Annotated in this window: 10 protein-coding genes and 1 riboswitch; of the genes, 7 read left to right on the top strand and 3 right to left on the bottom strand. The window is 67.6% G+C overall.

The genetic code is table 11. The features are described 5' to 3' along the window. Nucleotides 1-198 precede the first annotated feature (198 nt). The 4 genes from hyi (at nt 199) to oxlT (DXK32_RS30570) (ending at nt 5,034) form a co-directional block, all read left to right on the top strand. Nucleotides 199-996: a hydroxypyruvate isomerase gene (gene hyi / locus DXK32_RS30590; protein WP_114861949.1), complete on the top strand. Its 798-nt coding sequence runs from the start codon at nt 199-201 to the stop codon at nt 994-996. A 79-nt stretch (nt 997-1,075) separates the two neighbouring features. Next, on the top strand, nt 1,076-1,984 hold the full coding sequence (gene glxR, locus DXK32_RS30585; protein WP_114861948.1) for a 2-hydroxy-3-oxopropionate reductase: 909 nt from the start codon (nt 1,076-1,078) through the stop codon (nt 1,982-1,984). 233 nt (nt 1,985-2,217) lie between these two features. After that, the gene (locus DXK32_RS30575) at nt 2,218-3,480 is read left to right on the top strand and encodes a glycerate kinase type-2 family protein (protein WP_114861947.1); all 1,263 of its coding nucleotides are present in this window, start codon (nt 2,218-2,220) and stop codon (nt 3,478-3,480) included. A 255-nt stretch (nt 3,481-3,735) separates the two neighbouring features. Beyond that, a complete protein-coding gene (gene oxlT / locus DXK32_RS30570) occupies nt 3,736-5,034 on the top strand; it encodes an oxalate/formate MFS antiporter (RefSeq protein WP_114861946.1) in 1,299 nt (432 codons plus the stop codon). A gap of 98 nt (nt 5,035-5,132) precedes the next feature. Here the strand turns inward: oxlT (DXK32_RS30570) and thiC are convergent, their stop codons facing one another. Continuing rightward, a complete protein-coding gene (gene thiC / locus DXK32_RS30565) occupies nt 5,133-6,974 on the bottom strand; it encodes a phosphomethylpyrimidine synthase ThiC (protein WP_114861945.1) in 1,842 nt (613 codons plus the stop codon). Nucleotides 6,975-7,090: 116 nt separating this feature from the next. After that, nucleotides 7,091-7,203, bottom strand: a riboswitch (TPP riboswitch). A gap of 193 nt (nt 7,204-7,396) precedes the next feature. Between thiC and DXK32_RS30560 the strand changes: the two genes are divergently transcribed. Further along, entirely contained in the window at nt 7,397-7,585 is a 189-nt protein-coding gene (locus tag DXK32_RS30560; protein ID WP_114861944.1) for a hypothetical protein, read from the top strand. Between the two features lie 73 nt (nt 7,586-7,658). Here DXK32_RS30560 and oxlT (DXK32_RS30555) read toward each other — a convergent pair whose 3' ends face one another. Next, nucleotides 7,659-9,008, bottom strand: coding sequence for an oxalate/formate MFS antiporter (oxlT, locus tag DXK32_RS30555; protein WP_247877420.1), 1,350 nt, complete (start codon nt 9,006-9,008; stop codon nt 7,659-7,661). Nucleotides 9,009-9,377: 369 nt separating this feature from the next. Next, on the bottom strand, nt 9,378-10,580 hold the full coding sequence (locus DXK32_RS30550) for an MFS transporter (RefSeq protein WP_114861942.1): 1,203 nt from the start codon (nt 10,578-10,580) through the stop codon (nt 9,378-9,380). A gap of 104 nt (nt 10,581-10,684) precedes the next feature. Here DXK32_RS30550 and DXK32_RS30545 point away from each other — a divergent pair, with 104 nt between their 5' ends. Beyond that, nucleotides 10,685-11,572, top strand: coding sequence for a LysR family transcriptional regulator (locus DXK32_RS30545; protein WP_114861941.1), 888 nt, complete (start codon nt 10,685-10,687; stop codon nt 11,570-11,572). A 121-nt stretch (nt 11,573-11,693) separates the two neighbouring features. Then, nucleotides 11,694-11,902: hypothetical protein (locus tag DXK32_RS32830; RefSeq protein WP_205215868.1), on the top strand; the 209-nt coding region annotated here is incomplete at its 3' end.

Below are 11,902 nucleotides of genomic sequence, written 5' to 3'. Positions count from 1 at the left end.
CTCCCCCGCTTCGCAGGAGAGGAAGGCTCAATCCCCTCCCCCGCCCAGCGGGGGAGGGTCAGGGTGGGGGCAAGCGGCCCGACCAGTTCCACGTTCCCGCAGGGTGAAAAAGCGTCATCCCCGCGTTGACGCCCCCACCGTCACCCTCCGATCCTGAGCCAAACGGCCAAGCCCGAAACGACCATCCGGGAGAGAGACATGCCCAAGTTCGCCGCCAACCTGACGATGCTCTACAACGAGCTGCCCTTCCTCGACCGCTTCGCCGCGGCGGCGAAGGACGGCTTCACCGGCGTCGAGTATCTGTTCCCCTACGCCTTCGAGAAGGACGCGCTGGTCGAGCGGCTGGCCGCCAACCGGCTGACCCAGGTCCTGCACAACCTGCCGGCGGGCGACTGGGACGCGGGCGAGCGCGGCATCGCCGTCCTGCCGGACCGCGTCGGCGAGTTCCAGGACGGGGTGGGCCGCGCCATCGAATACGCCACGGCGCTGGGCTGCAAGCAGATCAACTGCCTCGCCGGCAAGGCCCCGGCGGGCGTGGCGGCGGACGCGCTGGAGCGCACCTTCGTCGACAACCTGTCCTTCGCCGCCAAGGCGCTGAAGCAGGCCGGCATCCGCTTCCTGGTCGAGCCGATCAACACCCGCGACATTCCGGGCTTCCACCTGACCAACACCGCCCAGGCGGAACGGATTCTGGAGGCCGTCGGCTCCGACAACCTCTTCATCCAGTACGACGTCTATCACATGCAGATCATGGAGGGCGATCTCGTCCCGACCATGCAGCGCCTGCTGCCGAAGATCGCGCATGTCCAGATCGCCGACAATCCGGGCCGCAACGAGCCGGGCACCGGCGAGATCAACTACCCCTTCGTCTTCGCGGCGCTCGACCGGATCGGCTACGACGGCTGGGTCGGCTGCGAGTACAAGCCGGCAAAGGGGACCAGCGAAGGGCTGGGCTGGATGCGCGCCGCCACCCCCGGCGAGACCGTCGCCGCCTGAGGGCCGCCGCCTGAGGGCCGCCGCCTGATCGCCCACCCCATTTCGACCGCCCGAACACAGAAGATTTGAGGACACAGCCATGAACGTTGGATTCATCGGTCTCGGCATCATGGGCCGCCCCATGGCCGCTCATCTGGCCGACGCCGGCCACACCCTGTTCGTCTACGACATCAACCCGGCCCCGGAAGACCTGCTCGCCAAGGGCGCCACGGCCTGCGGCTCCAGCCGCGAGGTGGCGCAGAAGGCCGACATCGTCTTCACGATGGTCCCCGACACCCCCCATGTGCAGGCCGCCCTGTTCGGCCCGAACGGCGTCGCCGAGGGACTGTCCGCCGGCAAGATCGTCGTGGACATGTCCTCGATCTCCCCGATCGAGACGAAGGTCTTCGCCCAGCGCATCAACGAGCTGGGCTGCGACTACCTCGACGCCCCGGTGTCCGGCGGTGAGGTCGGCGCCAAGGCCGCCTCGCTGACCATCATGGTCGGCGGACCGGAGAAGGCCTTCGAGACGGTGAAGCCTCTCTTCGAGAAGATGGGCAAGAACATCACGCTGGTCGGCGGCAACGGCGACGGCCAGACGACGAAGGTCGCCAACCAGATCGTCGTCGCCCTGACCATCGAGGCGGTGGGTGAGGCCCTGCTGTTCGCGTCGAAGGCCGGCGCCGACCCGGCGAAGGTCCGTCAGGCCCTGATGGGCGGCTTCGCCTCCTCGCGCATCCTGGAGGTGCACGGCGAGCGCATGGTCAAGCGCACCTTCGATCCGGGCTTCCGCATCGAGCTGCACCAGAAGGACCTGAACCTCGCTTTGTCCGGCGCCCGCGCGCTCGGCGTGTCGCTGCCCAACACGGCGACCTGCCAGGAGCTGTTCAACGCCTGCGCCGCCCAGGGCGGCAAGGCCTGGGACCACTCCGGCATGGTCCGCGCGCTGGAGCTGCTCGCCAACCACGAGATCGGCCAGAACCACCGCGTGACCGAACCCGCGGAGTGAGGGTGTTTCTCGCCCCCTCTCCCCCCTGGGGAGAGGGATGGGGTGAGGGGGTTGCGCTTTTGCCGGACGTGCCGCCATGCACAACCCCCTCACCCTCCCCTCTCCCCGGAGGGGAGAGGGTATGCAAAGCGCGCCCTCCCCATTGCCCCCTGCGCCAAATCCGTTAGCATTCCCAGCACATGAGGACCGGCGCCGGTGAACGGCGCGGCTCAGGGAAGGGACAGAACCAGACCATGACGACCACCGATCCCCGCGCGCTTTTGACCGACATGTTCCGCGCCGCCGTCGCCTCGGCGCAGCCGGCGCTGTGCGTGCCGCCGCATCTCCCGGAACCGCCGAAGGGCCGCACGGTCGTCGTCGGCGCCGGCAAGGCCGCGGCCTCCATGGCGAAGGCGGTGGAGGATCATTGGAAGGGTCCGCTGTCCGGTCTGGTCGTCACCCGCTACGGCCACAACGTGCCCTGCGAGCGGATCGAGGTGGTCGAGGCGTCGCACCCCGTCCCCGACGAGGCCGGCCAGCAGGCGGCAAGGCGCATCCTCGACATCGCCGCGTCGCTCGGCCCCGACGACCTGATGCTCTGTCTGATTTCCGGCGGCGGCTCCGCCCTGCTCGCCCTGCCCGCGCCCGGCATTTCAATGGCCGACAAGCAGGCGGTGTCCAAGGCGCTGCTCCGCTCCGGCGCGAACATCACCGAGATGAACTGCGTGCGCAAGCACCTGTCCGCGATCAAGGGCGGGCGGCTGGCCGCCGCGACCAAGGCGCGGGTGGTTTCCCTGGTCATTTCCGACGTGCCGGGCGACGACCTGTCGGTGATCGCCTCCGGCCCGACCGTGCCCGACCCGACCAGCTACGCCGACGCGCTGGCCGTGCTGGAGAAGTACGGCATCACCCCGCCGCAACCGGTCATGGACCATCTGCAGGCCGGACGCGACGAGAGCCCGAAGCCCGGCGACCCGCGGCTGGAGCGCGTCAGCACGATCCTGGTCGCCACCCCGCAGATGGCGCTGGAGCGCGCGGCGGAAGTCGCCCGCAAGGCCGGCGTCACCCCAGTCATCCTCGGCAACGCGCTGGAGGGCGAGTCGCGCGAGGTCGCGCTCGTCCATGCCGGCATCGCCCGCCAGATCGTCGAGCACGACCAGCCGGCGGCCAAGCCCTGTGTCCTGCTGTCCGGCGGCGAGACCACGGTGACCGTGCGCGGCAAGGGCCGCGGCGGTCGCAACGCCGAGTTCCTGCTGGCCCTGACTGTGGCGCTGGACGGGATGGAGGGCGTCCACGCCCTGGCCGCCGACACCGACGGCATCGACGGGACGGAGGACAACGCCGGCGCCCTGCTCTCCCCCGACACGCTGGCCCGCGCCACCGAAGCCGGGGTCAACGCCAAGGAGCGGCTGGCCGACAACGACGGCTACAGCTTCTTCAGCGCGCTCGGCGACCTGCTGGTGACCGGGCCGACCCTGACCAACGTCAACGACTTCCGCGCCGTTCTGGTCGTGTAAGCGGTGGGGCGCCGCCGGCCGATTTAATATATCACTTATGGCCAAAGCGGCGCCCGCTCACGAAAATTTGTTGATGACTCCACGGATTATCCGCCACACTCACCGTCAAGGCATCACGAATATGGCGTCTGGCATGCCACAGGCATCCAACCGGACAGCCTCGTTCGAAGGATAAAGCGAAGCGGCCGGGCACCGAACGCACCCCGCGCGCGCCAGGACAAGAACGAGACAGCGGACCCATCCGGGAGGAACCATATGCGCCAAACCGGTGCGCAAAGCGCCCTGCCTGTCGGCGGGCGCTGGATGCAGTTGCTTGCCGGCGTCATCTGCATGTCGATGATCGCCAATCTCCAGTACGGGTGGACCCTCTTCGTCGAACCCATCGACGACAAGCACGGCTGGGGCCGTGCGGCCATCCAGGTGGCCTTCACCATCTTCATCGTCACCGAAACATGGCTGGTGCCCGTCGAGGGCTGGTTCGTCGACCGCTTCGGCCCGCGGATCGTCGTGCTGTTCGGCTCGCTGCTCTGCGCCGCCTCCTGGGCGCTGAACGCGGTGGCGGATTCTCTGCTCGTGCTCTACGTCGCGGCGGCCATCGGCGGCATCGGGGCGGGCGCCGTCTACGGCACCTGCGTGGGCAACGCGCTGAAATGGTTTCCCGACCGACGCGGTCTGGCCGCCGGCATCACCGCGGCGGGCTTCGGAGCCGGCTCCGCCCTGACAGTGGTGCCCATCGCCACGATGATCGAGACCTCGGGCTACGAGGCGACCTTCATGGCCTTCGGGCTGGGCCAGGGGCTGGTGGTCTTCGCGCTGGCCTGGCTGCTGGTCGCCCCGCCCTCCGCTCCCCTCGCCCGCGGCGGCTTCGCCGTCCCGCCCGCGCAGCGGCAATACACGCCGAGCCAGATGGTCCGCACCCCGGTCTTCTGGGTCATGTACGCCATGTTCGTCATGGTGGCCGGCGGCGGGCTGATGGCGACGGCCCAGCTCGGCCCGATCGCCCAGGATTTCGGGCTGGCCCACGCGCCGGTCAGCATCCTCGGCCTGACCCTGCCCGCTTTGACCTTCGCCCTGTCCATCGACCGGGTGCTGAACGGGCTGACCCGCCCCTTCTTCGGGTGGGTGTCCGACCACATCGGGCGCGAGAACACCATGTTCATCGCCTTCGCCATCGAGGCGGCGGGCATCGTCGCGCTCAGCCTCTACGGCCGTGATCCGGTGGCCTTCGTGCTGCTGACCGGTCTGGTCTTCTTCGCCTGGGGCGAGATCTACAGCCTGTTCCCGGCCTGCTGCGCCGACACCTTCGGGTCGAAGTTCGCCGCCAGCAACGCCGGGCTGCTCTACACCGCCAAGGGCACGGCGGCGCTGCTGATCCCCTTCGCCAACATCATCGCCGACGCGACGGGAAGCTGGCACGCGGTCTTCCTGCTGGCCGCCGCGGTCAATGCGCTGGCCGCCGTGCTGGCGCTGTTCGTCCTGCGCCCGATGCGCAACCGCATGGCGGCGGAGTCGCTGACCGCGCCCGCCGCCCGGAGTGTGACGGCCGACGCGTAAAGGCTATGTCCTGACGCTCTCTTCCCCCCATCCCCCCGCGGGGGAAGGAGCCGAAGCGAGGGGGCGCCCGCAAGGGCGCCCCCTTTTCGATTCGAGGATCAGTCCGCCGCCTGCCCCTCCTCCAGATAGATCTCTCCGCCCTTGGCGCGGAAGCTCTCCGACATCTCGGCCATGCCCGAGTTGGCGTACTCCCGCACCTCCTGCGTGATTTTCATCGAGCAGAATTTCGGCCCGCACATCGAACAGAAATGCGCGACCTTCGCCCCCTCCGCCGGCAGGGTCTGGTCGTGGAAGCGCTCCGCCGTCTCCGGGTCGAGCGACAGGTGGAACTGGTCGCGCCAGCGAAACTCGAAGCGGGCGCGCGACAGGGCGTCGTCACGTTCCTGGGCGCCGGGATGGCCCTTGGCGAGGTCGGCGGCGTGGGCGGCGATCTTGTAGGTGACCACACCCACCTTGACGTCGTCGCGGTCCGGCAGCCCCAGATGCTCCTTCGGCGTGACGTAGCAGAGCATCGCCGTGCCGAACCAGCCGATCATGGCGGCACCGATGGCGCTGGTGATGTGGTCGTAGCCCGGCGCGATGTCCGTGGTCAGCGGCCCGAGCGTGTAGAAGGGCGCCTCGCCGCACAGCGCCAGCTGCTTGTCGACGTTGGCCTTGATCTTGTGCATGGGCACATGGCCCGGCCCCTCGATCATCACCTGCACGTCGTGCTTCCAGGCGATCTTGGTCAGCTCGCCCAGAGTCTCCAGCTCGGCAAACTGGGCGGCGTCGTTGGCATCGGCGATGGAGCCGGGGCGCAAGCCGTCACCCAGCGAGAAGGCGACGTCGTACGCCTTCATGATCTCGCAGATCTCCTCGAACCGCTCGTAGAGGAAGCTCTCGCGGTGGTGGGACAGGCACCATTTCGCCATGATCGAACCGCCGCGCGACACGATGCCGGTGGTGCGCTTGGCGGTCAGCGGGATGTGCGCCAGACGGATGCCGGCGTGGATGGTGAAATAGTCCACCCCCTGCTCCGCCTGCTCGATCAGCGTGTCGCGGAAGATCTCCCAGGTCAGGTCCTCGGCCTTGCCGCCGACCTTCTCCAGCGCCTGATAGATCGGCACGGTGCCGATGGGGACCGGGCTGTTGCGCAAAATCCATTCGCGGGTGGTGTGGATGTTGCGGCCGGTGGACAGGTCCATCACGGTGTCGGCGCCCCAGCGGATCGACCAGACCATCTTGTCGACCTCCTCCCCCACCGAGGACGCGACGGCGGAGTTGCCGATGTTCGCGTTGATCTTGGTGAGGAAGTTGCGGCCGATGATCATCGGCTCCGATTCGGGGTGGTTGATGTTGGAGGGGATGATCGCCCGCCCGCGCGCCACCTCGTCGCGGACGAACTCCGGCGTCACATGGTCGGGGATCGAGGCCCCGAAGTCGTCACCGTCCCGCGCCGCCGCCTCGGCCAGCCGCTGGCGGCCCAGATTTTCGCGGACGGCGATGTACTCCATCTCCGGCGTGACGATGCCGGCGCGGGCGTAGGCCATCTGCGTCACCGCCCGGCCCGGCTTGCCGCGCAGCGGACGGCGCCCGGCGCGGTCGAAGACGGGCACGGCCCGCGTCTCGCCGACGCGCAGCCCGTCGTCCTCAGGACGGACCTCGCGGCCCTCGTAGGCTTCCACGTCGCCGCGGGCCTCGATCCAGGAGCGGCGCAGCTCCGCCAGGCCGCGGCGGATGTCGGTCTGCACGGCGGGATCGCTGTAGGGGCCGGAGGTGTCGTAGACGCGCACCGGCGGCTCACCGCCGCCCACATGGATGTCGCGCATCGCCACGCGCAGGTCGGGGAAGCGCTCCCCGGCCACATGGACCTTGCTGGACGACGGCAGCGGGCCGGTCGTCACCGAGAAATGGTCCGACGGCGCGGCGTCTTTCGAAGCGGGGGGAAGAGTGTCGGGCATCTGCTGTGGATCTCCATCGCACATAGGATCGTTGGAGACCCGGGTGTGACGGAGCGGCAGAACGGACGACCGGAGCGGTCCCCATAGAGGGGTGCGCGATGGGGGTGCGCGTGACCGTGGCCCGTTTGTTCCTGTCCCTACGCCGGTACGACCCGGATCAGGTTCAAAGGGTTCGGCGCCTTACGGCATCATCTCAGCCCCGTGCTATGGGGCTCCCCTTGGAACGTCGCCATGCTGAACGATCCGCCCCACCCACGTCAACGCTCTTCACGGGGAATTCCACCCCACGGATGCATTTGGCGCGATTCTGGTATCCATTATCTGGTATACAAAATCCTATTGCGCAGCTTGAGCCGGCCGGCTATGCTGCATCACAACAACAAGAAGCAACATCCCCCTCCCGAGTGCCCGGAGCCCGTCCCATGCTCGAGTCCCAACTGATCGCCTTCGTCGCCTTGGCCGGCCTGATGGGCCACGGCCTGACCCTGCTGATGCGGGAGGATGACGAGTGGAACGCCGATCCGCAGGACGAGCAGCCGGACGGCCTCTGGTCGTCGGACCGCTTCAACCAGTCCGGCGAAGGCCACAACCGCCCCTTCTTCCTGGAATGAAAAAGGCCGCCGCGCGGGGTGCGCGCGGCGGCCATCATCCGAGATACGAAACCGAAGGGGTTGTGCGGGCCGATCAGTGGCCGGGCTGCACCGCCAGCCCACCGGCACCCTGCTGGGCGGCGAGTTCGGCGTTGCGGGCATGGTGCTTACGCAACATGGGCCGCAGGACCGCGATGGCGCAGAAGGCCGCGATGAGGTCCATGGTGGCGCAGATGTAGAGCACGGTCGCCCAGGTGCCGGTGGCTTCCATCAGCAGGTTGCCCAGCGGGACCAGCAGCGCCGCGACGCCCTTGGCGCAGTAGAGCACGCCGTAGATCTTCGCCGCGTGCTTGGTGCCGAAGGTGTCCGCCGAAGTGGCGCTGAACAGGCTGTACACTTCGCCCCAGGCCAGGAACACCAGACCCGACAGGATCAGGAACATGATCGGGTCGTGGCCGAAGCGGCTGAGCATCAGGATGCCGAGGCCTTCGAAGGTGAAGGCGATGAACATGGTCGCTTCACGGCCGATGTGGTCTGAGACGAAGCCGAACAGCGGACGGGAAATGCCGTTCATCACGCGGTCGAGCATCAGCGCGAAGGGCAGAGCCGCCATGGTGATGCCGAACAGGCTGATCGGGGCTTCCTTCACGCCCAGATCGTGGGCGATCACGCCGAGCTGGGCCACCGCCATCAGACCGCCCGAGACGGTGCAGATGAACATGACCATCATGACCCAGAAGACCGGCGTCTGCAGCGCTTCCTTCAGCGTGTAGTCGCGGCGGGACTGCAGGACCTTGGTCGAGGCCTTCACCTGATCCTTCTGCGGGGCGCGCAGGAAGTAGGCGGCGATGAGGATGATCGTGCCCTGCAGCAGGCCGAACCAGAAGAAGGTCGCCTGATAGCCCGAGGAGTGGATCATGTTGGCGATCGGCAGGATCGTCACGGCCGAGCCGGCGCCGTAACCGCCCGCGGTCAGGCCGACGGCGAGGCCGCGCTTGTCCGGAAACCACTTCAGGGCGCTGTTGACGCAGGTGGCGTAGACGCAACCGACGCCGATGCCGCCGATGGCCGAACCGACATAGAGCATGCCGAGCGAGCCGGCGTAGCTGTCGACGATCCAGGAGAGGCCGGTCATCACGCCGCCGAAGGCGACGATGACGCGGGGGCCGTAACGGTCGATGAAGTAGCCTTCGATGGGGGTCAGCCAGGTCTGGACGACGACGAAGACGGTGAAGGCGGTCTGGATCGAGGCGCGGGTCCAGCCATGGGTGGCTTGGATTTCCGGCACGAAGAGCGTCCAGGCGTACTGGATGTTGGCCGCGGCGACCATGCAGACGATGCCGACGACGATCTGCATCCAGCGCGCGCCGTCGGAGATGGGCGCCTGCGAGCCGCCGGAACTGTTAAAAGCTGGCCTCTGGGATTCTGTCGATCCAACCATCATTCCCTCCCGTGGGATTGCGACGCTTTGATACCGGGCATGAGGGTCCCCTTGGGCGTGCGAGGCGGCGTTCGAGCGAGCGTCCGCATCGCCGCCCCATGGGCGGCCTTGGTCCGTGCCGATGCGAGTCATGGTTCACTGATGAGCTGGAGAGCCGGTCTCGCCGTCCCCGCGTTCGTGGCGCTCCAGATACGGCATATGGTATGCCAGAGGCGTGATTGTTGGCAACACGAACTTTTGGCGTGTCGCGCTTTTCATCCAAAAATTTTTAGGGCTTCCGAAATCCGCGCAGCCGGAAAGGTCAGCCCCGCCTTGCGGGCGGGGCTCCGTGGCGTTCTCAGGATTGGATGGACGAGGCGTCGACCGCCGTCTTCAGACCGTCGCGGACGCGGTGCGGGACGAGGCGGTGACGGCAAGCGCCGCGATGGCCGCCGCCAGGGGCACGAAGGACACCCAGAGCACCGAATCCCAGCCGAACGCCGCCAGCAGTCCGCCGGACGCGAAGGACCCCAGGGCCATCGTACCGAACACGATGAAGTCGTTGAGCGACTGCACCTGGGTCTTCTCCTCCGGACGGTGGCACTCCAGAACGAGCGCGGAGGCCCCGAGGAAGCCGAAGTTCCAGCCGACTCCCAGCAGGATCAGGCTGACCCAGAAATGCGCCACATCCACGCCCCCCAGCCCGACCACGGCGGAGGCGGCGATCAGGCCCAGGCCGGCGAAGACGATCCGGGACGCGCCGAACCGCTCGACCAGCCGCCCGGTGACGAAGCTCGGAGCGTACATGGCGATCACATGCCATTGCAGACCGAGGTTGGACACCTCCTGGGACAGGCCGCACAGCCGCATCGCCAGCGGGGCCGCCGTCATGATGAAGTTCATCAGCAAGTAGGAGACGACCCCGCACAGCACGGCGGTGACGAATCGCGGCTTGCGGACGATGACGCCGAGCGGGCGCCCTCCGGCGGACTCCGCCGCGGTCGGCATCGGCAGCCGCACGCCGACCAGCACCAGGGCGGAAACCGCCGCCACGGCGGCCTGGGCTAGGAATGTCGCCAGGAACAGGTGCGGCGGCCAGACATCCATGGTGACGGTGACGAGCTGCGGTCCGATCACCCCGGCGAACACCCCTCCGGCCATCACGGCCGACATCGCCCGCGGCCGCCGTTCCGGCTCGACGCAATCGGTCGCGGCGAAGCGGAAGGACAGGACCACGGCGGCGTAGGCGCCGCCTGGGACCATCGCCGCACAGAACAGCCAGAAGCTTCCCAGAATCACCGCCAGGGCGGAGAGCAGCCCGACGAGCACGCCGCAGCCCGTCCCCGCCAGGAAGGCGGCGCGCCGCCCATGGCGCCGGGCGATGGCGCCGGCGGGAATGGTGCAGACCGCCATGCCCACGACGAAGACGGACAACGGCAGCGTGGCCAGCGCCGGGCTGGGAGCCAGCGTGTTCCCGACGATGGCTCCCGTCGCGTAGACGACCACCGCATTGGCGCCGGCCAGCGCTTGCGCCGCCGCCAGCCGCAGAACGTTCGCTGTCCCGTGCGCGTAAAAGTTGGTGTCGGCTTGGCTCATGACGGTCCTCGGGACTGGCTCTGTGGCGGTTGCCTCAGGCTTACCGACCCGCCATCATGAATAGAAGTGGTATGTTCTCATGATTGGATGAGCCGGAGTCATGAATGATTGACCGCCAGATCCTCGCGATCCTTCGAGAGGTGGATCGGGTGGGCAGCGTCACCGCCGCCGCCGAACGGCTGAATCTCAGCCAGTCTGCGCTGAGCCACACGATGCGCAAGTTCGAGGAACGCTGCGGCGTCGAAATCTGGACGAAGAAGGGGCGGAGCCTCCGCTTCACCCAGGCTGGCCAGCACCTTTTGGCGCTGGCGCAGCGCCTGCTGCCGCAGTTCGAGCACGCCGAACGGATTCTCGCCGATTTTGCGTCGGGCCGCCGCGGGGCGTTCCGGGTGGGCATGGAATGCCATCCCTGCCAAGCTTGGCTGATGCGGATGACCGCCCGCTATCTCACGCAATGGCCGGACGTGGATTTCGAGGTCCGCACCGCCTTCCGCTTCGACGGCTTGGCCGCGCTGCTCGACAACGAGATCGATCTGCTGATCACGCCCGACCCCGTCGAGACTGCCGACGTCCTGTTCATGCCGGTCTTCGACTACGAACTCGTCCTCGTGGTGCATGACACGCATCCTCTCGCCGCGCGGGGTGTGGCTCAGCCCGAAGACCTGCGTGCGGAGGAACTGATCACGGTCCCGGTCAGCCTGGAACGGCTGGACGTCTACACCCGCTTCCTCGTCCCCGCCCATTGCCGTCCGCGTCGCCACAAGACCGCGGAGTCGACCGACCTGATGCTCCAGCTCGTCGCCGCCCGGCGTGGAGTCACCGTCCTGCCGGACTGGCTGGTGCTGGAGGATGGTGCCGGCCTGCCCATCCGCAGCGTGCGGTTGGGAAGCGAGGGGATCGGCAAGAGCATTCATCTCGGTGTCCGCCGCGGCGAGGAGGGCGTGGATTACATCGCCGGCTTCCTGGCGCTTGCGCGGGCAGCGGATCAATAAGCAAGTGAGCAAAAAATGGCCGTGCTGTTTCCAGCACGGCCAGTGATTTCGAGAGGCTCGCATAAATGCAGAGCAACAACCCGCCCGATACAAAGGGTGAAGCACCCTGTGCAAGACCAAGATGACTGGTCAGACCACTCGCCGCAATCCCTCATTTTCAGCTTTCCACATTGCGGAAACAGCACTCTTCCCCGCCCGAATACACAACAAAGAAGACCGCGCCGTTGCCGGCGCGGCCAGTCACTTCGGGGAAAACACCACTGCGAAGAAAACGGATCAGCCCTTGAAGACCTTGAGCATGGTGGAACCCAGGCTCGCGGGGCTGTCGGC

The organism is Azospirillum brasilense, from assembly GCF_003349955.1.
Classification (GTDB): Bacteria; Pseudomonadota; Alphaproteobacteria; order Azospirillales; family Azospirillaceae; genus Azospirillum; species Azospirillum brasilense_B.
This window is presented reverse-complemented; position numbering and strand designations above follow the sequence as displayed.

Coding starts and splice junctions, on each gene's coding strand:
- oxlT (WP_114861946.1), top strand. CDS start 3,736: ATGCGCCAAACCGGTGCGCAAAGCGCCCTGCCTGTCGGCGGGCGCTGG.
- oxlT (WP_247877420.1), bottom strand. CDS start 9,008: ATGATGGTTGGATCGACAGAATCCCAGAGGCCAGCTTTTAACAGTTCC.
- glxR (WP_114861948.1), top strand. CDS start 1,076: ATGAACGTTGGATTCATCGGTCTCGGCATCATGGGCCGCCCCATGGCC.
- hyi (WP_114861949.1), top strand. CDS start 199: ATGCCCAAGTTCGCCGCCAACCTGACGATGCTCTACAACGAGCTGCCC.
- DXK32_RS30545 (WP_114861941.1), top strand. CDS start 10,685: ATGATTGACCGCCAGATCCTCGCGATCCTTCGAGAGGTGGATCGGGTG.
- thiC (WP_114861945.1), bottom strand. CDS start 6,974: ATGCCCGACACTCTTCCCCCCGCTTCGAAAGACGCCGCGCCGTCGGAC.
- DXK32_RS30575 (WP_114861947.1), top strand. CDS start 2,218: ATGACGACCACCGATCCCCGCGCGCTTTTGACCGACATGTTCCGCGCC.
- DXK32_RS30560 (WP_114861944.1), top strand. CDS start 7,397: ATGCTCGAGTCCCAACTGATCGCCTTCGTCGCCTTGGCCGGCCTGATG.
- DXK32_RS30550 (WP_114861942.1), bottom strand. CDS start 10,580: ATGAGCCAAGCCGACACCAACTTTTACGCGCACGGGACAGCGAACGTT.